The organism is Nocardia sp. NPDC051570 (assembly GCF_044454005.1).
In the GTDB taxonomy this organism is placed as follows: domain Bacteria; phylum Actinomycetota; class Actinomycetes; order Mycobacteriales; family Mycobacteriaceae; genus Nocardia.
This window is the reverse complement of sequence record NZ_JBITDI010000009.1, coordinates 1-18393: the sequence shown is the minus strand read 5'-3', so window position 1 is coordinate 18393 and position 18393 is coordinate 1. Positions and strand designations below refer to the sequence as shown.

19 protein-coding genes and 1 riboswitch are annotated in these 18393 nt (G+C 68.8%); of the genes, 10 read left to right on the top strand and 9 right to left on the bottom strand.

Going from position 1 to position 18393, the window contains the following annotated elements:
- Position 1: 1 nt before the first annotated feature.
- Positions 2-1009: a zinc-dependent metalloprotease gene (locus tag ACIA76_RS22910; RefSeq protein WP_397154491.1), complete on the bottom strand. Its 1008-nt coding sequence runs from the start codon at positions 1007-1009 to the stop codon at positions 2-4.
- Positions 1010-1154: 145 nt separating this feature from the next.
- Positions 1155-2636: a D-alanyl-D-alanine carboxypeptidase/D-alanyl-D-alanine-endopeptidase gene (locus tag ACIA76_RS22905; protein WP_397153895.1), complete on the bottom strand. Its 1482-nt coding sequence runs from the start codon at positions 2634-2636 to the stop codon at positions 1155-1157.
- Between the two features lie 123 nt (positions 2637-2759).
- Here ACIA76_RS22905 and ppa point away from each other — a divergent pair, with 123 nt between their 5' ends.
- Positions 2760-3269 (top strand): inorganic diphosphatase, encoded by a 510-nt coding sequence (gene ppa, locus ACIA76_RS22900; RefSeq protein ID WP_397154489.1) that lies wholly within the window; start codon positions 2760-2762, stop codon positions 3267-3269.
- A 214-nt stretch (positions 3270-3483) separates the two neighbouring features.
- On the opposite strand, the gene ACIA76_RS22895 is transcribed toward ppa, so the two are convergent.
- Both ACIA76_RS22895 and ACIA76_RS22890 read right to left on the bottom strand, forming a co-directional pair.
- Positions 3484-6645, bottom strand: a complete 3162-nt coding sequence (locus tag ACIA76_RS22895; protein ID WP_397153894.1) for an AfsR/SARP family transcriptional regulator — start codon at positions 6643-6645, stop codon at positions 3484-3486.
- Positions 6646-6730: 85 nt separating this feature from the next.
- The gene (locus ACIA76_RS22890) at positions 6731-7552 is read right to left on the bottom strand and encodes a crotonase/enoyl-CoA hydratase family protein (protein ID WP_397153893.1); all 822 of its coding nucleotides are present in this window, start codon (positions 7550-7552) and stop codon (positions 6731-6733) included.
- Positions 7553-7708: 156 nt separating this feature from the next.
- Between ACIA76_RS22890 and ACIA76_RS22885 the strand changes: the two genes are divergently transcribed.
- The 3 genes from ACIA76_RS22885 to ACIA76_RS22875 all read left to right on the top strand — a co-directional run bounded on the left by ACIA76_RS22885 (position 7709) and on the right by ACIA76_RS22875 (position 9115).
- Entirely contained in the window at positions 7709-8023 is a 315-nt protein-coding gene (locus ACIA76_RS22885) for a 2-oxo-4-hydroxy-4-carboxy-5-ureidoimidazoline decarboxylase (RefSeq protein WP_397153892.1), read from the top strand.
- A gap of 42 nt (positions 8024-8065) precedes the next feature.
- Positions 8066-8539: a YbaK/EbsC family protein gene (locus ACIA76_RS22880; protein WP_397153891.1), complete on the top strand. Its 474-nt coding sequence runs from the start codon at positions 8066-8068 to the stop codon at positions 8537-8539.
- Positions 8540-8650: 111 nt separating this feature from the next.
- Positions 8651-9115 (top strand): flavin reductase family protein, encoded by a 465-nt coding sequence (locus ACIA76_RS22875; RefSeq protein ID WP_397154487.1) that lies wholly within the window; start codon positions 8651-8653, stop codon positions 9113-9115.
- A 1-nt stretch (position 9116) separates the two neighbouring features.
- On the opposite strand, the gene ACIA76_RS22870 is transcribed toward ACIA76_RS22875, so the two are convergent.
- A complete protein-coding gene (locus tag ACIA76_RS22870; protein ID WP_397153890.1) occupies positions 9117-9737 on the bottom strand; it encodes a LysE family translocator in 621 nt (206 codons plus the stop codon).
- Between the two features lie 212 nt (positions 9738-9949).
- Positions 9950-10063, top strand: a riboswitch (SAM riboswitch).
- A gap of 46 nt (positions 10064-10109) precedes the next feature.
- On the opposite strand from ACIA76_RS22870, the gene ACIA76_RS22865 reads away from it, so the two are divergent.
- Complete coding sequence (locus ACIA76_RS22865) at positions 10110-11429, top strand: aminotransferase class V-fold PLP-dependent enzyme (protein WP_397153889.1); 1320 nt, start codon at positions 10110-10112, stop codon at positions 11427-11429.
- Positions 11430-11448: 19 nt separating this feature from the next.
- Here the strand turns inward: ACIA76_RS22865 and ACIA76_RS22860 are convergent, their stop codons facing one another.
- The 4 genes from ACIA76_RS22860 to ACIA76_RS22845 all read right to left on the bottom strand — a co-directional run bounded on the left by ACIA76_RS22860 (position 11449) and on the right by ACIA76_RS22845 (position 13210).
- A complete protein-coding gene (locus ACIA76_RS22860; protein ID WP_397153888.1) occupies positions 11449-11637 on the bottom strand; it encodes a hypothetical protein in 189 nt (62 codons plus the stop codon).
- A gap of 70 nt (positions 11638-11707) precedes the next feature.
- Entirely contained in the window at positions 11708-12160 is a 453-nt protein-coding gene (locus ACIA76_RS22855) for a DUF2752 domain-containing protein (RefSeq protein WP_397153887.1), read from the bottom strand.
- A gap of 40 nt (positions 12161-12200) precedes the next feature.
- Positions 12201-12578 carry a glyoxalase superfamily protein gene (locus ACIA76_RS22850; protein WP_397153886.1) on the bottom strand — a complete coding sequence of 126 codons (378 nt, stop codon included), beginning with the start codon at positions 12576-12578 and terminating at the stop codon, positions 12201-12203.
- A 20-nt stretch (positions 12579-12598) separates the two neighbouring features.
- Complete coding sequence (locus tag ACIA76_RS22845; RefSeq protein WP_397153885.1) at positions 12599-13210, bottom strand: TetR family transcriptional regulator; 612 nt, start codon at positions 13208-13210, stop codon at positions 12599-12601.
- A gap of 160 nt (positions 13211-13370) precedes the next feature.
- Here ACIA76_RS22845 and ACIA76_RS22840 point away from each other — a divergent pair, with 160 nt between their 5' ends.
- From ACIA76_RS22840 to ACIA76_RS22820, 5 genes are all read left to right on the top strand, one after another.
- Entirely contained in the window at positions 13371-14159 is a 789-nt protein-coding gene (locus ACIA76_RS22840; protein ID WP_397153884.1) for an SDR family oxidoreductase, read from the top strand.
- A gap of 10 nt (positions 14160-14169) precedes the next feature.
- Entirely contained in the window at positions 14170-15234 is a 1065-nt protein-coding gene (locus tag ACIA76_RS22835; protein ID WP_397153883.1) for a diacylglycerol kinase, read from the top strand.
- An 87-nt stretch (positions 15235-15321) separates the two neighbouring features.
- A complete protein-coding gene (locus ACIA76_RS22830) occupies positions 15322-15885 on the top strand; it encodes a GNAT family N-acetyltransferase (RefSeq protein ID WP_397153882.1) in 564 nt (187 codons plus the stop codon).
- Positions 15886-15894: 9 nt separating this feature from the next.
- A complete protein-coding gene (locus ACIA76_RS22825) occupies positions 15895-17004 on the top strand; it encodes a serine hydrolase domain-containing protein (protein ID WP_397153881.1) in 1110 nt (369 codons plus the stop codon).
- 379 nt (positions 17005-17383) lie between these two features.
- Entirely contained in the window at positions 17384-17653 is a 270-nt protein-coding gene (locus ACIA76_RS22820) for a hypothetical protein (RefSeq protein ID WP_397153880.1), read from the top strand.
- Positions 17654-18393: the final 740 nt, after the last annotated feature.

The window sequence follows — 18393 nt, the reverse complement described above, 5'->3', positions numbered from 1 at the left end:
CTCAGCCCAGCACCCGGGCGACCCAGCGCTGCGGGTGAGCGATCTCGTCGGTGCGCGGCAGCGTCTCCGCATCGGTCCACACGGTATTGAATCGGTCCATGCCGACCGTGCCGACCACCTCGTCGACGAAGGCCTTACCGCGTACGTACTGGGCCACCTTCGCGTCCACCCCGAGCAGGGCCCGCAGCAGCCGCTGCACCGGATTCACCGGCCGCTGGCGGCGCTGATCGAAGGCGTGGCGAATCTGCGCGACCGACGGAATGACCGCGGGCCCAACCGCATCCATCACATGGTCGGCATGGCCCTCCAGCAGCGTACCCAGCATCAGCAGGCGATCCAAGGCCTCGCGCTGCGGCGGGGCCTGGGTGGCGCGCAACAGGCCGAGCACGCCGTTGTCGGCCGGATCGTCGGCGTCGGTGCCGCCGCGGCGGCGCTCGCGCACCTCGTCCAGCAGTCGCGCCAGCATCTCGGTGAGCGGTTCCTCGCCGACATCGCCGAGCACGCTCACGTTCTCGCGCATGTAGTTCGCGAGCCAGGGCGCCGAGGAGAATTGCACCCGATGGGTCACCTCGTGCAGGCAGACCCAGAGCCGAAAGTCGCTGGGCGATACGCCCAATGCGCGTTCCACCGCGACGATGTTCGGCGCGACCAGCAGCAATGTGCCGTCGCGCCCGCTGAACGGGTCGTATTGGCCGAGGATCGCGGTGGCCAGGAAGGCCAGCATCGCACCGGCCTGCATTCCGGCGGGCTTACCCGCGAAGCGGCCGCGTTCGGCCTCGGGTTCGCCGGTGAGCTCGGCCATCGAATCGGCGGCCGCCCGGATCCAGCCGGGCCGGTCCACGATGCGTGCGGCCGGGACCGTTCCGTCGTCGGCGAGCAGGCTCACCTCGCGCACCGGGCCTTCGGCCCGCGCCGAAGCCGCAGCCAACTCCGCGACCACCTGTTCGGCCGAATACCGCGAGGTCCGCGGGCCCGCCGGCACCAGCGCGGTCGCGGTGCGGGCGGCCATATTCCAGTCCACCGCCCCGGCCAGGGCGGACCGCTTCTGCTTGTGGACCAGTTGACCGGTGGTCAGGTCGACCACCGTCTGTTCGGAACGTTCGGTTCGGCTGTCGGCCGCCTCGTCACCGGGTCCGCTCATGTTCATCCACCCGTCATCGACATCCACAATTGCGCAGCGTGGCAGCGATGGCATCCAGTGCCGGGCGACTCGCCTCCGGTGGGCGATCGTTCGACATCAACGCGAATGTCAGGACGCGGCCATCGCTGTCCAGCACATACCCTGCCAACGCGCTCGATACCGACAGAGTTCCGGTTTTCGCCCGCACCCAGCCCGCGGCGCCGCGATCGTGCGGATCGACGAACCGCTCGGCCAGCGATCCGGAACCGCCCGCGATCGGCAGATAGTCCAGCAACGGGGCGAGCGGGGAGCCGATATCGGTCGACGTACCGCTGTTGACCATCGAGGTGAGCGTTCCGCCCGTGTGATCGCCGGCCGCGCCCGGCTGCGGCGCCGCGGCCACCGCCAGGATCCGATCCAGCAGCCGGGCCGGGATGCGGTCGTCGGTGGATAGGCCGCTGTTGTCGAGGAGGGTCAGGCCCGTGGTGTCGAATCCGGCCGCCTCGAGGGCGGTCTTGGTGGCCGCGGCGGCCCCGGCGAAGGACTGCTCGCCGCCGGTCGCCGCCGCGATCTCCCGGCCGATCGTCTCGGCGAGCACATCGTCGGAGTGAACCATCATGTCCCGCAGCCGATCTCGCAGCGGGGCGGATTGCACCCGGGCGATCTCGGCCGCACCGGCGGGCGCCCGGCCCGCGCGCACCTTGGCCGGATCCAGGCCCAGATCCAACGCCAGCCGACGCCCGGCGTCCAGGGCCGGATTCGCGCTGCGCGGGGAGTATTCGACCAGTGGATCCAGTCGGCCGCCGTCGATCATGACCGGTTCGATCGGCGCCCACGAACCCCCGCCGATATCGTTCGGATCCCAGCCCGCAGGCCAGGGCGGGCCGCTGAACAGCGAGGTGTCGACCAGGATCGTGTCGATGCCGTGGCTCGCCGCGCGAATCTGCGCCTCGAGATCCGACAGCCGCGCGCCGCCCGGGTAGTAGCCCTTACCGTCGGGCTGTGCGGTCAGCGTCGGATCGCCGCCGCCGACGAGCACCAGTTCGTTCGGATTCGCCCCGGCGACAACGCGAGTGGTGACTCGGCGATCCGGCGGCAGCACCAGCAGCGCGGCGGCCACGGTGAGCACCTTGGTCGTCGAGGCCGGGATCACGGGCTTATCCGGATCGGCGCTCCACACCACGGATCCGGTCTCGGCATCGGTCACCGATCCGGAGAATCCGCCCAGATTCGGATTCGTGACGACCGGGCCCAGCGCCGCGGCGAGCCCCGGCCCGCTGGGCTCGGGTGCGTTCGGCGGGGCCGCAGGCATCCGCACACTCGGCTGGAGCGGCTCGGGCGGGGCGGCGATCGTCAACCCGCCGTGGCGGAATTCCTCGGTCCACGGTTTCACCGTGACCAAGACCGCCGCGGCGGCGGCCACCACCACGACCAGTCCGGCGCTCACCCCTATCCATATGTGGCGACGCCGCCGTGGGGCCGACTCACCGACGTTGCTGTTGTCTCGACCAAGCACCTGACCGTTGTCTCCCTGATCACCGTGTGACGTCCCTGCCGCACCCACGCACCCGCCGACCACACTATCCTCACCTCGCCGGCCTTCCCCCGAACGAGCTGGCGAGTCGGCAGCCGCAACCGCATCACAGAAGGAGATGACGTGGAGTTCGACGTCACCATCGAGATCCCCAAGGGTCAGCGCAACAAGTACGAGGTCGACCACGAGACCGGCCGGGTGCGGCTGGATCGTTACCTCTACACCCCGATGGTCTATCCCGCCGACTACGGCTACATCGAGAACAGCCTCGGCTCCGACGGCGACCCGCTGGATTGCCTGGTGCTGCTGCCGGAGTCGGTGTTCCCGGGCGTGATCGTCGAGGCCCGTCCGGTGGGCGTCCTTATCATGAGCGACGAGGCCGGCGGCGACGAGAAGATCGTGGCGGTGCCCGCGGGCGATAAGCGCTGGAACCACATTCAGGACGTCACCGATATCGGCGAGTTCGATCGCAAGGCCATCGCGCACTTCTTCGAGCACTACAAGGATCTGGAGCCCGGCAAGTGGGTCAAGGTCGAGGGCTGGGGCGACCGGGCCAAGGCCGAGACGCTCGTCGACGAGGCCTTCGCGCGGCTGCAGCAGCAGGGCGGCCACTGAGTCGTGTCGAATGCTCGGCGGGAGATCCGGGCTGCGGAGCTCCCGCCGAGCGCTCGGGTCGCTACGACCGGAACGCGTGCCGCCAGCGCCGACCCCCCAGGAACGACGATGACCGCGCGGTCGCCCGGAATCCGACCGCCGAATGTTCTTGTCAGCGGCCGAATTCCGCCATTCCACGCTAACGCCGGTCGACCGGATCACGCATCCCCGACCCTCAGCCGTCCACGCAGGTCAGCGCCGTCGATGAGGTGGAAATGACGGAAAACTGACGCGGCCCGTCCTTTTCCGCGAGCACCGCGTCCAGATGTACGCGCAGGATCTCCACCACGGGCGCCTCCATCGCCTCGTTCAGCCGCTCGTGCACCAGATGGGCGTCCTCGAGAGCCACGAAGATCTCCGCCGCCGAACGAAATGCCCGCTGCGCCTGATCCGTTCGCCCGAGCGCCAGCAGCACCACACCGTGCAGCACCTGTACCCGGGCCCGGTGCAGCGGCCCGGCCGCCTCGGTGACCGCGTCGACGCCCGCGGCGGCCACCGATTCCGCCTGCTCGAGCCGGCCCGCCAACATGACCACCTGGGCCAGCCGGGCCAGCGCGAAGCCGACCCGCAGCCGCGATCCGCTGAGCCGGGCCGATTCGACCGCGCGCGTACACAATTCGACGGCACGGTCGTACTCCCCGCGGAAGGCCAGCGCCGCACCGAGCTCATGGGTGGCCATCCCGGTCAGCGCGTGATTGCCGATGCGCCGAGCCAGCGCCAGGCCCTGTTCGGCGCGCGCGACGGCCTCGTCGAACCGTCCCGCGTCCGACAGCGACTTGGCGGCGTGGATCAGGCAGGCGCCCTCGATGGCCGGATCATCGACGCGCCGGGCGAGCCGGATGGCGCGTTCGGCATGGGCCAGCGAGGCGGCGACCTCGGTGCCCATTCGGGTTGAGGCGGCCAGCAATTGGGCGGCGAAAGCGGTCAGCCGGGCGGCGTCCGCGGAGTCGGTGCCCAGCGACAGCGCGATGCGCTGATGGTCGCGGCCAGTGCGCATCCGGGCCAGTGCGTAGGTCAGCACCGCCCCGAGCGCCGCGCGCACCCGGCACTCCAACCCCCGATCACCGACCTGCAGGGCCGCCTGCAGCAGTTCCTCCAGGGCGCGGACATGTTCCTGCGCATTCGGCCCGCATTCGATCAATTCGGCCATGGCCCAGGCCAAGTCGGCGCACAGCGCCAGCGCGTCGCCGCCGAGCCTGGCGGCCTGGCGCAGCAACGCGATCAGATTGAGGCGTTCGGCATTGAGCCAGGACTGCGCGTCGATGCCGTCGCGAAACGACAGGCCCGCGACCACAGTGGGTCTCAGATGCTCGGGCAGGCGAGTGCCCGGATTGCACACGACCACCACGTTTTTCATCGTGGCCAGATAGAAGTCCAGCAGCCGCGCCAGGGCGTCGGCGTCGTCGGCGGGCGCGACCTCGCGGGCGAACAGGCGGAGCAGATCGTGATAGCGGTAGCGGCCGATGGCGGTGGCGTCGAGCAGGCTGAGATCGACCAGCGATTCACACAGCGCTTCGGCCTCGGCATCGCCGGATTCGAGCATGGCGGCGACACCTGCCAGCGGCAGATCCTCCGCCTCCGGCACGGCCAGCATGCGAAATGCCTTGGCCTGCGCGGGTTCCAGGTGGTCATAGCCGAGGCGGAAGACCGCCTCCACCGTCAGTTCGCCGGTACGCAGCAGCCCCAGCCGCTGGCGCTCGTCGGCCAGCCGCTCGGCGATCGCCGTGATATCCCAGCGCGGACGCGAGGCCAGCCGCGATCCGACGATCCGCACCGCCAGCGGTAATCGCCCGCATGCCTGCACCACCGCCGCGGTGGCCGCCGGCTCGGCCGCGACCCGCCGGGCCCCGACGATGCGGGTCAGCAGCGCCACGGCCTCCTCGGTGTCCATCTCGTCGAGCCGCACCGCGAGCACCCCCGGCAACTGCGGTAGCGCGGCCCGGCTGGTGATCAACACCGCCGATCCGGGCGTCGCTGGAATCAGCGGCAGCACCTGGTCACCGTCGCGGGCATTATCGAGCACGACCAGCACCCGCCGACCGTCCAATCGGCCCCGGAACTGCGCGGCCCGTTGCTGTGGCGTCGGCGCGATCTCCCCCTCCGGCATCCCGAGCGCCCGCAGGAAATCCCCGAGGATATCCCCTGCCGAGGTCCCGCCCGGTCGTTCGAATCCGTGCAGATCCACATGCAGCTGCCCGTCCGGAAACCGGTGCCGCACACGATGTGCCACATGCACCGCCACCGTGCTCTTCCCCACCCCGCCCATCCCGGTGATCGCACACACCGGCACCGCGGCCCCCGCCTCCCCCAACCGCTCCACCAGTCGCCGCACGACCTCCCCCCGCCCGGTGAAATCCGCGATATCGGCGGGCAGTTGCGCGGGCGGCAGCCCCCACCCCGCCGAAACACGCGTCCCGAGCACAGCGGCCCACCCCTCCAATCCCGGTTCCCCCGAGCCGCTTTCACCTCCCCCGTCGCCCGGTTTCAGCGCCCCGACATCCCCCGAACCCACGATCCCGGCACCTAGTGATCCGCCGGGCAGGGCATCGCCCACCTCGTTGTCGTCCACATCATGTGCGCAGTCATCGTCCACCGCCTCTCCCCGGAGAATCCGCTGCTGCAGCTCCGTCAATCGCGGTCCCGGCTCGATTCCCAAGCGGTCCACCAGAATTCGGCGCGTATCGGCGAAGACCTCCAGCGCCTCGGCCTGCCGCCCGGCGCGGTAGAGGGCGATCATGAGCAGTTTCCGGATCTGTTCCCGCAGTGGATATTCGGCGATCAGAGGCCGTAATTCGGCGATGACCTCGCCGGGGCGCCCCAGCCGCAGATCGGCCACGAGGCGCTGTTCGGTCAGGGCGAGGCGGAACTCGCACAGCTGGGCGCGCACGCGTTCGGCATGCGGCCCCGGCAGTCCGGCCAGGGGCGTGCCCTCCCACAGCGCGAGCGCCGCATCCAGGCGATCCCGGGCCGAGGCGAGATCGACCGCCTGCCCGGCCTCGGCCGCATAGCGTTGCACCAGTTCGACATCCACCGAACCGGGCGGCACCCGCAGCGCATATCCGCCCCCGAAGCCGACCAGCACCGCGGGCGGCATCCCGTTCTCCCGCTCGGGTTCCAGCACCCGACGCAGATGTAAGACGTGATTGCGGACCGCCCCGACCGCACTCGGCGGCGGCCGCTTCCCCCACACGTCGGCGATCAGATCCGGCAGCGTCGCCGAGCGCCCGGGGCGCAGCAACAACGCGGCGAGCACGGCCCGTCGCTGTTTCGGACCCAGCTCCAGCCGATGTTCGCCGCGCCACGCACGAACCTCACCGAGCATGGCAAACTTCAGCATTTGTCCTGTCCGAAAAGCATCGATTCCGATCCGACGACGCTAACCGATAGTCGCATCTCGGACATACCGGACGGTCGTATTGATGCTACCGGCCCTTGAACTCCGGCGACCGCTTCTCGAATACCGCCTGAATCGCCTCGGTCAGATCCTCCGACGGCAGGAACGCCGCATTCCACGTCGACACATACCGCAGCCCGTCCGCGATCCGGCTCGCGTTGGGCTGATCCAGCACATCCTTGATGCCCTGTACGACCAGCGGCGGATTGGCCACGACCTCGCGAGCGAGCGCGAGCGCCGCGTCCAGCACGGCCTGCTGATCGGCGTAGACATCGTTGACCAGACCGATCTTCTCGGCCCGCGCGGCATCGATATCCTTGCCGGTATAGGCGAGCTCGCGCAGGTGGCCCACGCCGATGATGCCCGGCAGCCGGTGCAGCGATCCGATATCGGCCACGATCGCCACCTTCGCCTCGCGCAGGCTGAATTTGGCGTCGGCACTGGCCAATCGGATATCGGCGGCCGCGATCAGATCCAGCCCGCCGCCGATGCACCAGCCGGAGACCGCCGCGATCACCGGTTTGCGGCAGTCGGCGACCGCGGTCACCGCCGCCTGCATCCGCCGGATCTCGTCCAGGAAGCCCGTGCGCGGTGCGGCCAGCGCCTTCTCGGCCAGCAGCGGACCGAACACCGGGCTCATCGCCGGCAGATCCAGCCCGTAGGAGAAATGCTTACCCGCTCCGGTCAGCACGACGGCCCGCACCTCGGGATCGGCGTCCAGCTCGCCGAAGATCAGCGGCAGCTCGCGCCAGAAATCCGGGCCCATGGCATTGCCCTTGCCCGGGCCGGTCAGCGTCACCGTGGCAACGTGGTCGGTGGCCTCGACTGTGAAAGCCTTCCATTCGGTCATTCGCCCAGCGTAGCGATACCGTCATGAACTCCGGCAGGGCCTGTAAATCCTGCGCTAAATCTGGAGTGTCGCAGTGCTTTCGCGTCAATCGGAGACGGATCATGTATTCGTCAGCCAATCCACCGCGACCGGTCCCGGGAGGCCACGATCATGTTGATGCACCAGGGACTGGGCTTGGATTGTTTCAATGCCCTCACCCGCGGCCGCGCGGTACACGCGCTCTACGAATGCTGCTGCGCGGTGACCTGGGCCGAGAAGATCGCCGACGGCCGCCCCTACCCCAGCCACGAGGCGCTGCTGGCCGCCATCGACGCGGAATTGCTGGCCCTGTCCCCGGCCGATCTGGATCGGGTATTCGATTCGCTTGTGCACGAACAGTTCTCGGCCCGAACCGTCGGGGAACTGTCCCGAATCATGCGCGACCACGTCGACCGGCTGCTCGGCCCCGCCGAGGGCTACCCCGAATACTGAATTCGCCCGACAGTAGCCCGATTTCGCCTCTACGCTGGTGCCATGCGCAGGTCGTTGCCCCCGGTGACATCCCGGGTCTCGGACACGCTCATCGCGCGCGGACACCACGGCGTGATCGTCACCCAGTCCGAGCCCACCCACACCGCCGAACAGGCCGCCCAGGCCCTCGGGGTGGCGGTGGGTGCGATCACCAAATCGCTGGTGTTCCTGCTCGACGACGATCCGGTATTGCTGCTGGTCTCCGGCGCCCATCAGGTCGATATCGAACGCACCGGGCAGCGGCTCGACGGCACCCTCACCCGGGCCTCGGCGGAGGTGGCGCGCGAGGTGACCGGCCAGCCCATCGGCGGTGTCGCACCGGTCGGCCATCCCACCAATCTGCCCACCTACGTGGACAACGCACTGTCGGGCCACCGCGAACTCTGGGCCGCCGCCGGACATCCGAATACCGTCTTCCGCACCTCGTTCACCGAACTGGTCCGCATCACCGCGGGGCTGGCCATCGATGTGGATTGACCCACGATCGGAATATCGCAGGCCCGAGCGACGTAGGTTAGGGCTGTGACCGATCGACTACGGGCGCCCGACGATCTGAGTGGCATCACCGCGACGCAGTACCGCGCGGCGATGCGGCACTACCCGGCCGGAGTGACCATCGTCACGGTGAATTCGGCGACCGGGCCGGTCGGCTTCACGGCCACCTCCTTCGCCTCACTATCGCTCGAGCCCCCGCTCATCTCGTTCAATATCGCCCACACCTCCTCCAGCATCGAGGCCATGCTCGCGGCCGACTCGCTGGTCGTGCACTTCCTCGGCGAACATCAACAGCATCTGGCCCAACGGTTTTCGCGCACCGCGGACGAGCGCTTCACCGACCGCTCGCTGTGGACCACCCTCGATACGGGCGAGCCGGTACTACACGGCACCCCGATCTGGGTCCGGGCCACGGTGCGCCAGCTGATCCCGATCGGCGATCACACCCTGGTCGTCGGCCTGGTCACCCGGGTGCACGACAACACCGACGACCATCCGATCGCCGCACCGCTGCTCTACTACAACGGCACGTACCACCGGCCGACCGGATTGCACTGACTCAGCCCGCCGACGCGACCGTCCCGATCCCCAGTACCGCAAGGATTCCCCCGCTGATCTGTTCCAGCCGATCGCGCACCCGCTGTCGGCGCAACAGCGTGGCGAGCCTGGCCGCCGCCACCGCCAGCAATACCATTTCGGTTGCGGCGACCGATGATTCGATCGCACCGAGCGCCAGCGTATGCGCGAAGGTCGCCTCGGTCAGGAACTGCGGTAGCACCGCGAGATAGAACAACCCCACCTTCGGATTGAGCAGCGTGCACAGCAGTCCCGCGCCGAACGCCGAGCGCGTGGACACCGACCGTGGCGCCGACCGCTCCGCCTCGACCGCCCGAGCGCGCCGCTGTGCGATCAGCGTCCGAATGCCCAAGTACACCAGGTAGATTCCGCCGATCACCTTGACCACGCGATACGCCGTCGCCGACTGTTCCAGCAGGGTCGCCACCCCCGCGGCCACCACGACGGCCCATGCGATACCCCCGACCGCCGACCCGATCGCGGAGGTGATCGCCGGTCGTCGCCCGACGATCGAGTACCGCAACACCAAGAACGAATCGGGCCCCGGCGTCAGCGATAACACCACACAGACCCCGACGAACCCCAGCACCAGCGACACGCTCATCGCCACATGAAATCCCAGATCAGCGCCGCGAGCAACGGAATTACCCCGAGGCTTCCGCCCCTGGTTCCCTCCTCCATCAGTACCCCGGCACGCCCCTGGTTCCCTCCTCCATCAGTACCCCGGCACGCCCCTGGTTCCCTCCTCCATCAGTACCCCGGCACGCTCTTCGCCGGGGTTGACAAGATCGCACGCCATCTGTCAATCTCGGGTCAGGTCATGAGTGCCAGCGTGAAGCCCCGGCTTGCTGGCCGGCAACCCTCCTCCGCGGCGGGGTGCTCCGGGTGACGACCAGGCTGCTGCCCGACCGGGCGCGGCAAGCGCGGACTCCGACCATCGATATCCCCGGAGTCCCTCATCCGAAGGGATTGCCCGATGACTGCCATTCTCGATCAGACCTGTGCCCCGCTCGCCCGTGTCTCCGGATGTGATCTGCGAGTTCCGTTGGTACAGGGCGGAACTCGCGTCTACGCCAACTTCGACTACGCCGCCAGCGCCCCGGCCCTGGCCCAGGTCACCGACCGGCTGACCGAACTGCTGCCCTTCTACGCCAGCGTCCACCGCGGCGCGGGCTACGCCTCGCGCATCTCCACCGACTGCTACGAATCCAGCCGCGATTCGGTGGCCCGCTTCCTGAACTGCGCCGACGATCAGGTCGTCGTCTTCACCCGCAACACCACCGACTCGCTGAATCTGCTGGCCTCCTGCGTGCCCGGCGACACCGTGGTGCTCGATATCGAACATCACGCCAACTTCCTGCCCTGGACCCGGCACGGCCGCCGCGTGGTGCCCGCGGCCGACACCGTCGAGGAGACCGTCCGCCGCGTGGTCGCCGAGCTGTGCGCCAAACCGGCCGCGCTGCTTGCGATCACGGGTGCGTCGAATGTCACCGGCGAGGTGCTGCCCCTGGAGCGGCTGGCCACCATCGCGCATCAGTGCGGCGCGCGCATCCTCGTCGACGCCGCGCAGCTGGCCCCGCACCGACGCATCGATCTGCAGGCCCTCGACATCGACTACCTGGCCTTCTCCGGTCACAAGTTGTACGCGCCGTTCGGCGCCGGAGTACTGGTCGGTCGCCGCGACTGGCTCGACGCCGCGCAGCCCTATCTCGCGGGCGGCGGCGCGGTCAAGGAGGTCGGCACGACCGAGACCGAATGGGCCTGCGCACCGCAGCGCCACGAGGCCGGATCCCCGAATGTGCTCGGCGTGGCCGCCCTGGCCGCGGCCTGCGACGCGCTGGGCGCGCTCGACGAACGGACCGCGATCGAGCATGAGCGCCGCCTCGCCGACCGCCTGCGCGCGGGTCTGGAAGCCATTGCGGGAGTTCGATTCCTGCGCATCTGGCCGGACAGCGCCGACAGCGTCGGCATCGTCGCGTTCACCCTGAACGGATTCGAACCGGGTCGCGTCGCGGCCTATCTGTCCGCCGAACACGCCATCGGCGTCCGCGACGGCCGCTTCTGCGCCCACCCCCTGCTGGCCCGCCTCGGCGTCGACGGCGCCCTGCGCGCGAGCATCGGCCTGGGCAGCTCCGCCGCCGACGTCGACCGCCTGATCGAGGCCATCGCCACCCTCGTCGAGCGCGGCCCGCAGTGGAATTACACCCGCACCGACGGTCAGTGGAATCCGGCCCCGGAGACCCGTCCACGCCTCGCGCCGGAGTCGGGTGCGGGCGCGGCGCCCTGCTCGTTCTGAACGCGGATCGCTCCCGGTACTACGGCGTCAGATAGCGCTCGGCGAGCTCCTCGATCAGCGGATCGTCCTCGGCCACCGCGTCGAGGGCCACCAGATCGTTCTCGACCGACACCTGCCGAGTGTCCTGCTGCTCGGGATCGGGAGCGCCATCCTCGTTCAGCTGTCGCAGGATCTTCTCGCGCACACGCGCCTTCAGCGAATCACTCATGGTGTCAGCATGCCCAGTCCGCCACGATCAACCCCGGACCACCACGCCACGAGTCGGCCGGAACACCGGATCAGACCGGTGCGAGCCAGCTACCCCACGGGGTGTTGCGCACGACGGAGAACACCATCAGCAGCGTCAGCGTGATCCACAGACCGGTGCGATTCAGCCGGAACGACACCGCACTTCCCGGCTGCCCGCGCCAGCGATGCAGTGCCCAACCGCCCCACCACGCGGCGAAACCGACGATCAGCGGCAGCAGCAGCGCATTGCTGTGCATCGCGTCCAGAATCCGTCCCTCGGTGAGGTTGTGCACGGCCCGCAGGCCGCCGCAGCCGGGACACCACCAGCCGGTCAGCGCGTAGAACGGGCAGATGCCGTAGGACCCGGATACGTGCGGATCGCGGAAATGCAGTACGGCCGCCACACCCACCGCGGCCCCGGCCACGAGCAAGGGCTGCCCGAGCGCTCGCCAGCCCGGCCGGATCTCGCCCCGTGCGGCGGGCAGTGCATGCGCGGTGTTCACAACAGTCCACGGTAGCGGTCGGCGAAGCCGCTCCGCCAGATCAGTCGGACTGGGCGAAGCGCAGCGTATTACCGAACGGATCGACCACCTCGAAACCCGGTCCGCCCGGACCGTCCTCGGGCGGACCGGGCCGCGCATAGCCGTAATCCTTCGCCGCGAGTTCGGTATGCAGCGCGTGGATGTCACCGACCGCGATCCACACCACCGTGCCGGGCGTGCCGTCGCCGTGATGTTCGCTGAGGTGTACGGCCGCCTCCGAGCGCGACACCTGGGCATACAGCGGCAGTGCCGGTTCGAACCGATGCTCCCAGTCGACGGTGAATCCCAGATAGACGCAATAGAATTCATATGCCTTACGCACATCGAAGATGCGCAGCACCGGAATCGGGGCGGCGAGACGGATCGCGTCGGAGACCATACCCCGATGGTGTCGGATCCTCATCGACTCGCGACCCGTTCGACTGCCGGCGCGGTGAGCACCCCCGCCAGCATGTCCACGACCTCACCCGAGGCCGCGGGGTCGGCGGCCTCGGTCGTCCCGGCCTCCACCGCGCGCTCGTGATCGGCCAGCAGCGCGAACAGCACGGTCGGCAGCGTCCGCAGCCGCCGCAGCCGCAGCCGCGACGGCAGTTCGGGCAGCGCCCGATCGAGCCCGCGCATGATCACCCGCACCGAGGTGCGGGCCTCGGCGTCGAGATTGGCGGCATCGGTGACCGAGGGGTGGGTGCGGATCTGTTCGAGAAACCGTCCGTAGTGCCCGATTCCGTGCCGAGTGCCCAGTTCGAACATCGGAATCACCAGGGCCGCAAGCAGATCGTGCACGCCGTCGCCGTGGCGCTGCGCCAGCAGCTCCAGTCGCCGCACCTCCAGGGTCGCCATCCGCAGCTCGACCACGGCCGCGATCAGCGCGTCCCGGGAACCGAAGTGGTACTGGATGGCCGAGTTGTTGCGCTGCCCGGCGGCGGCGGCGATATCGCGCAGCGGGACGGCCGCGCCACGCTCGGCGATCAGCCGCTCCGCCGCGAGGATGAGCCGCTCCCGGGCCGTCATCGCTTCCACCTTCGGAAGAATAGCCACTCACCAGGCATTCGAGTACTCATCCTTGACAGTTAAGCGTTTGTTCTTAACACTGCTTGTGACGCCCGTCACCGCCAATCCGCCGGGGGGCCAAGACGTTTCGCCGCGGGCATCCGAAGGAGGACCACCCGCCATGATTCTCGACACCTTCCGCCTGGACGGCCGTGTCGCCGTCGTCACGGGGGCCGGGCGCGGCATCGGCGCCGCGACCGCGCTCGCACTCGCCGAGGCGGGCGCCGACGTCGCCATCGCCGCCCGCACCGCGGCTCAACTGGACACGGTCGCGGACCAGGTCCGTGCGCTGGGCCGGCGCGTGGTCGCCGTGCCATGCGATCTGTCCGATCTATCCGCCGTGACGGCCTTCGCCGAAACGGCCGCCGCCGAACTGGGCCGCCTCGACATCGTGGTCAACAATGTCGGCGGCACCATGCCGAACACCTTTCTGACCACCACTCCCGAATTCCTCGAGGACGCCTTCCGCTTCAATGTGTCCACCGCACATGTCCTGACGCGGGCCGCGGTGCCGCATATGCTGCGCGGCGACGGCGGCAGCGTGGTCAACATCTCTTCGATGATGGGCCGGGCGGCCGGGCGCGGTTTCCTCGCCTACGGCACCGCCAAGGCCGCGCTCGCGCACTGGACCCGCTTGGCCGCAACGGATCTCGCGCCGCGTATCCGCGTCAATGCGATAGCGGTCGGCTCGGTGCTCACCTCCGCGCTCGAGGTGGTGGCCGGTCAGCCGAAGGTGAAGGCGGCGATGGAGGCCGCCACCCCACTGCAGCGGCTGGGCGAGCCGTGGGAGATCGCGGCGGGCATCGTCTATCTGTGCGCACCGGCGGGCGGTTATCTCACGGGCAAGGTGCTCGAAATCGACGGCGGCATCGAGAGCCCGAATCTCCAACTGGGCGTGGCGGATCTGTGAGGAGCGGGCGATGACCTATCGCGTAGTGCAGTGGAGCACCGGCAATGTGGGGCGGTGGGCGCTGCGGTCCATCATCGCCCGCCGCGAACTGGAACTGGTGGGCGTCTGGGTCTCCGGACCGGATAAGGCCGGTAGAGATGCGGCCGAACTGGCCGGGCTCGACGAACCCACCGGCATCCTGGCCACCACCGACGCGCAGGCGCTGCTCGCGCTGCGCCCCGACTGCATCCTGCACACGGCCATGGCCGACGACAGGCTGGCCGATGCGATCGAGGATCTGAAGACCTTTCTGCGCGCGGGAATCAACGTGGTCTCCAGCAGCCCGGTCTTCCTCCAATTCCCGTACGGCACCTTGCCTTCCGAGGCCATCGATCCGATCGTCGAGGCCGCCCGAGAAGGCGGGGCCTCGCTGTGGGTCAACGGCATCGACCCCGGCTGGGCCAACGACTGGCTGCCACTGCTGATCACCAGCGGCAGCGAGCGCATCGATCGGATCGTGTGCTCGGAGCTCATGGACTACTCCACCTACGACAATCCGAAGGTCCTGTTCGACATCATGGGCTTCGGCGGCACACTCGACGAACTGCCCATGCTGCTGCGCCCCGGCATCCTCACCCTCGCCTGGGGCAGCGTGATCCGCCAGCTCGCCGCCGCGCTGGATGTCGAATTGGACTCCGTCACACAGCATTTCGAACGTTTGCCCGCGCCCGAACCGCTGCGGGTAGCGGGCCGCACGGTGGCGGCGGGCACCGCCGCGGCGCTGCGCTTCCGGATCAGCGGAATGCGTTCCGGCCGTGAGATCATCGCCGTGGAGCACGTCACGCGCCTGCACCCCGCGCTGGCCCCCGACTGGCCGCAACCGACCGGAAAGGGCTGCTACCGAGTCGAAGTCGAGGGCGAACCCGACTATCGGCTCGATCTCCAGCTCTACAGCGGCGGCGACCACGCCCGCGCCGGTGTCGTCGGCACCGCCGCCCGTCTGGTCAGCGCGATCCCCGCGGTCGTCGAGGCCGCTCCCGGACTGCTCACCGCCCTCGATCTCCCTCTCACCACCGGGCGCGGCCTGGTGTCCTGAAACCTGCTGTCCGGCACGGAAATCCGCATGCGCCCGCCGATCGGCTCCCGGTAGGCTCGATCACTGATCGACGGCGCGGGAGGCAGCATGCGGATACGACTCGGCACACCCGAGGATGCGCCCGCCGTACTCGCCCTCGGCGACGAGACCGTGGCCTGGCTGAACGCCAGTGGCAACACCGAACAGTGGGGCACCACGCCCTGGACCGCCAACGAGCGCCGCAAGTCGACGATCCGCACCCGTGCCGTCAACGATCTGCGCGTCCTCATCGACGACACCGACTCGATCGTCGGCGCTCTGGCGATCAGCGAAACCCGCCAGCCCTACGCGCCACCGGCGGACGAGCGCGAGCTCTACGTCAATCTCCTGCTCACCGCACGCCGCCACCGCGGCCTCGGCCGCGCCCTGATCGACCATGCGAAGCGCGAGGCCGCCGAGCGCGGCATCGATCTGCTCCGGGTCGACTGTTACGCGGGTGGCGACGGGAAGCTGGTGCGGGTCTACGAGAACTATGGCTTCACCCGCGTCACGGAGTTCTCCGTGGGCGCCTGGCCCGGGATGCTGCTGGCCCTGCACCTCTCGGCCATCGGCCAGATGGGTGATACGAAAGTCAGGGCGGTCCCTGATGTGCCTGGAACGCAGGGGTTTTAGCGTCGGCTCATGCGCGTGTCACGGCTCGCGGCGGTCCTGTCCGCCGCAATTCTGCTCGTCGGCTGCTCGTCCGACGACGGTCGATCCACCGCGCGCGCCGCCTCGCTCATATCGCAGAGCTCACCGTTGCGCACCGATATCGAGGCGCTGCTGCGGTCCGGTGCGACGGGTGTGATCGTGACCGTGACCGATCAGGACCGGCACCAGACCCTCACCGGCGGATTCGCCGATCTGGCCACCAGCCGACCGATCCCGCAGGAACCGGCCCAGCAGGTGCGGGTCGGCAGGATCACCGAAACGTTCACCGCCGCGCTGGTGCTGCAACTGGTGGGAGAGGACAGGATCCGCCTCGACGCACCGATCGAGACCTATCTGCCCGGACTGCTACGCGGCGACGCGGCGGACGGCCACGCCATCACCGTCCGTCAGCTGCTGCGGCACCAGAGCGGCCTGCCGGAGCTCACCGACGGAGACCGCGCGGCCCGGGCATACCGGACCACGACGCCGCAGGAGCAGATCGAGATCGCGCTGAGCCATCCCGCCGCATTCGCGCCCGGCACTCACGCCCGGTACAGCAACACCGACTACATCGTCTGCGGGCTGCTGATCGAAAAGGTCACGGGCACAAGCTATGCCGACGAATTGACCCGCCGCATCCTCGAGCCTCTACAACTGACCGACACCTATCTCCCCGCCCCCGGCGACCTCGGAATCCGCGGCCCCCACCCCACGGGCTACGCCACCATCGACGGCAGGACCACCGAGGCCACCCCCACCGAACCCACGAATCCCTGGTCCTCCGGCGCGCTGATCTCTACTGGCCCCGACCTCAACCGCTTCTACACCGAACTTCGCGCCGGCGAGGTGATCTCCCCCGCCCAGCTACAGGAGATGCTGAACACCGTCGGGCTGGAGGAGGGCCGCGACTACGGCCTGGGCATCAGAACCCAGCGCCTCCCCTGCGGCACAACCTATTCCGGCCACCGAGGCGGCGGCCACGGCTACACCACCATCGTCGGTGCCACCATCGCGGGCCGAGCGGTGACCGCGACCCATACCGGCACCGCCACCTCCGGCCCGGACCTGGACATCCTTCTACGCCACGCCCTCTGCCCATAACCACATCACGTGACCTCACCCGGCGCCCCGCCGCAAGTGCCGCGATGCCCATAACACCTTCGATGTGGACCACATTCGGGTGGTTCGCCAGCTACGACCCGAACGCCATTGCGACTTCTCTCGGGCAACATCGGTTCTGCGCACGGCCACCAAAGACCTTCAGCCAGATGAGATCCCGCATGAATAACCCGGATCGGCCGGGCGGCACCGCTTCCCGACGCGCGCTATGCCGCCGCGAGCGCTACATCGGGCCGTCGACGCGTGGAGCCGATCACGAAATGTGTGCCCAGAGCCACGTTCGAAAGAGAGAGCTCCCCCGCCCACCTCAGGAGTCGTCTGTTACGACTCCTGAGGTGGGCGAAACGGCTACCGTGGCCGTATGCAAGAGCCCCTGGACGCTACACGCAAGGCGATCGAGGCAATGACCGCATGGTCGATCAGCGACGGCGAAGACCCCGCCGAGCACACGACGTTTCACCACCACCGGCTCGCCATACTGCTCAGCGAAAGCGAGCAGGCACCGATCTACCTGGCGATCGGCCTGCAAAACCTCGCAGGACTGCTACTACTGCGTATCGAGGAACTCAACGGGAAGAATCCACGAGAAACGTTGCAGGAACTCGCCTCTCAACTTGGCAAACTCGGCTGACACGGGTCGGGAAACAACCCTGGAACCCGCACAGACCCTCCGGCGCTATGCCCACCAGTGACGCTTGGTACGGAATGCGGGACATCCCCACGATCCCTGTCGGCGCTCGTCCGTGCAGGACGGATCACACGGACGTGCGATGTACACGGCCACCGAACGGGTCTCGGCCACACGCGGAGTCAAGCCGGTCACGGTCCGATCCACCCTGACCGCGCTCGTACAGTCCACGTCGTTCAGGGCGCGCTGCCGCGCAACGTGATCGCACTCGTGTGGAACACCCCGGCGTCGAGGTCCCCGAGGACGACGACGCAGCCGAAGCGGTGAAGTCGTGGACCGTGGCCGAAGTGGAGCGGTTCCGAGGGGAGGCGCGCGATCACGGCTCCATGCCTGCTGGCTGCCGTCCACCTACGGCGCGCAGCGCTCGGAGGTGTCGGGGATGCGCTGGACTCGATTCGAGAACGAGAAACTGAAGGTGCGGCGCGGTCGAGTGGCGATCGGCACCGAGACGGAGGAGAACCTCCCGAAGTCCAGACGCAGCCGTCGCGACCTGCCGGGAACGGGCAGGCCACCGAATACGAGCCGAAGTCGGAGATGTCAGGGCGGACGCTGCCATTGACACCGACACTGAAGGCGGAGTTGCGGGCGCGGAATTTTTCAAGCTGAATGAGACCAGTGGGTGTGTTATGCGGCCGTTGTGTCGGTCTCCTCGGTCGGCGGGTTGATCCAGACGGTGCCGGGCA